This window comes from Sulfobacillus sp. TH-112 (genome assembly GCF_057473405.1).
The window spans coordinates 1-4,702 of sequence record NZ_JBYCKN010000129.1; the positions used below are offsets into that span (position 1 = coordinate 1).

Here is a 4,702-nt window from a genome sequence, read left to right on the forward strand (position 1 = left end):
CCCGGCAGTCGTCTACCTTGGCGTCCTTTAGGGCTTATGTTTTGGGACATGGTTTCCGCTAACGATGGATGGGGTATGACCATGACGGGCCAACCGTATATGACGGCTTCGTCGGGAAGGTATTGGCGGCCGATGGGGAAAGCCTTGGTGGGAGAGGGAAAGGGCGGCCCGACCGTTGAGCGCCTCTTTGGGTCGAAGACAGGGGTTTTTCTCGAACTTTCACAAAAGGGTAATCAGGCGATTGTCAACGTATCGCGCACATCGAATCGAGGACGCAGTTGGCAATATTCCCGCTTCACCATTCCGGGAGGACAGGTATCGTATCGCATGAAGAGCTATTCCGTATTCACGGCGGACCTCTCAACGTCCTGGTCGAATCGAGAAGATGGGAGCATCTTAGTGGCCAGTGGCACGCCTCGATCGTCAGGTGGCATTGAGAACGTCAAATTATACGCTACTCGGGATGGAGGCAGGCATTGGCAACAAGTGACATCTCGAAACCGTATCCCGGGAGACGGGACGCTCGTCATGGAGAACGAAAGAAACTGGTGGATGGTCTATCAGGGCCATCTTTGGCATTTTTCGCGCACGACCCGCGACTGGCGAATCGTATCCCTCGAAGGAACGGTAGTGACGGCGCCATATTTTTTCGGCGGAGGGAAACGGGGTGTGGTTGTGACCCACACGCTCAAGGGATTGACCGTCTGGAGTACCCGTCGTGGCGGGGGGATATGGGACCCGATCGGGGATATCTCCGGAATTTCGCAGGGGTCACTGTACGTATTAAATGCCCGCCAATGGTGGTTTTGGAGTACTTCTCGTGCAGCTTCTAAATCGACGGGGAGTCTGTGGGAAACGGAGAATGGGGGTCGTACCTGGACGTCTCAGGGAAGACCTTTGGGACTTCCAAAGGGGTTTTTACCAGATTCATCAGTGAACTTTGTCAGTGCCGAGGTGGGATACATTGAAGTGTTTCGCTCCGCGGTACCAGGCTATTTTAGGACCACTAATGGTGGAAGAACGTGGTACGCCGTGCATCCCGAAGCGCGCTTGCGTCTGAGTCAGTTGGTCGATGTAAACGGGGTAATGCTGGGAGAATAGTTGGGAGAGCATGTAACGAAGACCGACACGGGCCTCACGGCGATTGTGATTGAATCGGAAGGGTTAGATCCTGCACAGTATATGCCCATCCGCGATAGTGGCTGACGGCCATCCCTTTGACTAAACGACACCGGTATCAATCGATTGAGCCAATCCAATCACCAGCGATCGGCTGCGAACGGAGCTTACACCAGTGGTGGCGACAGAAAAGTCGATCTGTCGGCGCATCTCGCTCGAGGGGCCATTCAACTAAATGGACACCTATGGAGGGGGGTTCCCGCGTCACGGGGTTCCCTTGCTGCGGGGATAGGTGGGCAGGATGTTCAAAAGGACATCTTCGGCGCCTCGGTCAGCATCACAATCGCGTGTTCTCGGGTTCTCCTCTCTTTCGGAGCACGCCGCTTGGCTTGATAGAGGGCTTCATCGGCCGCCTTATACAGGGTGTCGAAGTCCTCTCCATTGCGGGGGGCAAAGGCTACTCCGAAGGACACCGTCACCCCATAACGGGTACTGATGACCTCTTGCAGGCTTTCCAGTGCCTGGAGAATCGTTTCTCGAGAGGGGTCAGTGGGCCACCACCAGAGAAATTCGTCGCCACCGAGTCGCGCCACTAGATGCTGGTCAGAGATGTTGTGGTTAAGTTGATGCGCAATGGCTTCAAGCACAGCGTCCCCGGCTGGATGTCCGCGATGATCGTTGACTTCTTTAAATGAATCGATATCAAACAGGATGAAGGCACCGGAGGGATGGGCGGACGTCGCCATCTGGTCCATAAGTCCGCGACGGTTGAGAAGGCCGGTCAGGGCATCAGTGGTTGCTCGCAGGTGCAGTTCGGCCATGGTTTGGTCCATGGTGGCCATATAGGTATCGAGGACGGTGGCCATATCTCTTAACCAACGCATCCGCAGAACCATCATGGGAGGAAGGTGGGAAATCTCTTCGTCTGATAAGGCATGATAAGAGGTAAATAGTGCGTTATACAGGGTGACATACGCCGACGGCGGTACGTGATGACGAATATGGGCATAGCCAATCTGACGACTCTTCTCTTGGGTCGATACGTCGTCGGGGATCCCGGTAAAAATGTCGAGGTGCTGGCTCAGATGCTGATGGAATTTCTCGGGACCGCCCATCTCCTCGATGACGTCGGTTAGCGCCGGATCGTGCAGGGCTAAGTCCGTGGCGAGAGTACGCCACTTATGGTGCAGCATGGTCAGTGTAGATTGGGAATCATTCCAAACATCAGAATCATTGTCGGTCCACGGGATGTTCATTGCATGCTCCTTCACATCTGTCAAGACGTCTCAGTGCTCTTACCATGACGCAATCAATTCATGCGGTCAACTATATGTTCCGAATTTCGGCAAAACGAAACATTATGTCGAAATTGTCTAGATATCTTCGGCATTTGTAAGTGGCGGAATGATGCGGAGGAATCGCTAGTCGCCGCGATTGATGGCTAGGGGTGAGGGAGGCGGAGTTACACTAACGGCGCTCTTGGACGACTTGTTCCACCAACAGGTGCGTGAGGGCATCAGGCATTTCCCCACCATGGGAATGCGTGTGTACGAGCGCATGAATCGGCATCGCCTCCTGATATTGCAGTGGGTGATCGGCGAAGAAAGGGGTTAAAGGGCATTCGACGAGCGAAAACGCCTCATGCACCGTCAGCGTGCGCGTGTGATACCAGTGATAGGCCAAAGCGCCCAGTGGGGTGGCGATCGACTGGTGGCTGAGAGGAAACGCAAATGACGCCGCATACAATTTGAATTCCGCGTCCGGCATGGGTCGGCCTAAGGCATATCCTTGACCATAGGGGGCACCCAAAACCATTGCCGCTTCTACGAGACCCAAGTCTTCAAGCCCTTCGATGACCACCTCTTGCTTGAAATCTTGTCCCATTTGCAGAATGGAGGACATGAGGGCCAAGGTTTGCAATGGGTCCTCCGCCATCCGTGCTAATAGTGCTTTGTCAAACTTAATGATGTGAAAGGGGAGATGAGCCAACCGTTCTAAACTACTATACCCTGACCCGAGATCATCCATGGCGAGTTTCACACCGAGCTTTAAAAGCGCGGCAAGAGCGGCGTTTTGTTCCGGTTGGTTCAGTCGCTGGGTTTCTAAGAGTTCTAGGGTGAGTCGCTCCGGTGGTAGGTGGTGTCGGCGGAGCGCTTGCGATACCCACAGCGGTAATTCTGCTTCAAGTAATGTTTGGGGAGGGAGATTCACCGCCACCTCGATTGGTACGGCAAAGTGGTCCCAGTGTGTCAAATTGCGCAGTGCGGTGTCTAGTCCTAAGCGAAAGAGGCGGTCTAACTCCATATCGCCTAACAGAGGGACAAAGAGGTCGGGTGCCACAATTTGGCCGTTGGGCATCTTAATGCGGGCCAGGCCTTCTGCTTTCACAATATGGCCCGTGCGCATATCCACAATAGGTTGCATAAAAAGTTCAAAGCCTCCCGAAAAGAGACGAGAGCGATAATCGGAAGAGATGTCGGGAGGGAGCACGGGCTGTGCAGCAATGGCGGTGCTGTGGTGCCAGGTGGAACTCCACCGTTGCATGAGAGCATTGGCCCATTGACGTATCTGTAGGTCCTCAAATTGGTTCGGATAGCCGCCTTGGATGGCTAGGATTAATACGGGGCGACCATCGCGATCGGGAACAGGAATCGCCACCATACTACGTATCCCGAGCGGTGTCAGCGCGTCGTGCCAGGCACGCGTGCGCTCATCGCGAGTATAGGAACGGGTGCTTTGAATAGTGCCGTTGTTCCACGCCAAGGCGACAAGACCACGGCTTGTTTCAGAGAGTTCACTTAAGGTTGGGCGATAGGGTTCGCGCGCCAAGATGAGAGCCATTTGATCCGCGACGATGCCGGCACTCCCCTCAACATGAAATACGCCGTCGGTGTCAGGACGGAGCATTTCACAGGCCATGATGCCGGGAAGCGAGGCGATCGCCTCAAGCTCTCGCAAGGAGACATCTGCCCAGAGGTCCCCATCGTCTGCCGTTGGCAAGGATAGCAAATCGAGATAGGCGGCCCAAATGGCTTGGCCCGCTTCGAGCTGAAACTGCATATTATCCTGTAAAAGGCCATCAACCAAAAATATCATGTGAAAGATGTCTCGACCGATTTCTGGCATCGTACGCAGTTTTTCAATCATGATGCGGCGAAAAATTTGCATCGAATGACTTAGCACGGTGGTGGTGACTCCGACAAAGCGATGCACTTCGCCGAGGCGCCAAGCCCGCTTGGCCAACTCTTCGCGCGTGGCCTCACTACTGAGGAGAAAGCGGATGTGGTTTCGTTGGTTCTCCTTTAATGCGGCCGCCTCGCCGCTACTGAGCGATTGCAAAATGGCCGCGGCGGCGGGATCCTGCGCCAGCGTGGTGTAAAACTCCTGGACAAAGTCATCGGCTACCGTACTGATGGCGGTGCGAATTCGCTTAAGAAGTTCTTTGGCCTCTTGGGAATAGGGATTGACCACCGTGGTATGAGGCAGGCTCTCTTCGTGAAGAACGCCCCATTGCCACCAGTTGCTGCGGGTATCCTTACGGGATTTCGCTTGATAGAGCGACGCATCGGCATGACGCAACAAC

At 54.6% G+C, this 4,702-nt stretch carries 3 protein-coding genes; 1 reads left to right on the forward strand and 2 read right to left on the reverse strand.

Translation table 11 applies throughout. From position 1 onward, the window contains the following. The coding region (locus ACOJWD_RS08975) for a WD40/YVTN/BNR-like repeat-containing protein (protein WP_486992887.1) at nt 1–1,101 on the forward strand (1,101 nt) is incomplete at its 5' end. A 323-nt stretch (nt 1,102–1,424) separates the two neighbouring features. On the opposite strand, the gene ACOJWD_RS08980 is transcribed toward ACOJWD_RS08975, so the two are convergent. Together ACOJWD_RS08980 and ACOJWD_RS08985 are read right to left on the reverse strand one after the other, a co-directional pair. Continuing rightward, the gene (locus tag ACOJWD_RS08980) at nt 1,425–2,375 is read right to left on the reverse strand and encodes a GGDEF domain-containing protein (RefSeq protein WP_486992888.1); all 951 of its coding nucleotides are present in this window, start codon (nt 2,373–2,375) and stop codon (nt 1,425–1,427) included. Between the two features lie 211 nt (nt 2,376–2,586). Continuing rightward, nucleotides 2,587–4,702 (reverse strand): EAL domain-containing protein (locus ACOJWD_RS08985; RefSeq protein WP_486992889.1); only part of this gene is annotated, 2,116 nt, incomplete at its 5' end.

What these genes read in the sequence shown, in the direction of transcription:
- ACOJWD_RS08980 (WP_486992888.1), bottom strand. Translation starts at nt 2,375, where the DNA reads ATGAACATCCCGTGGACCGACAATGATTCTGATGTTTGGAATGATTCC.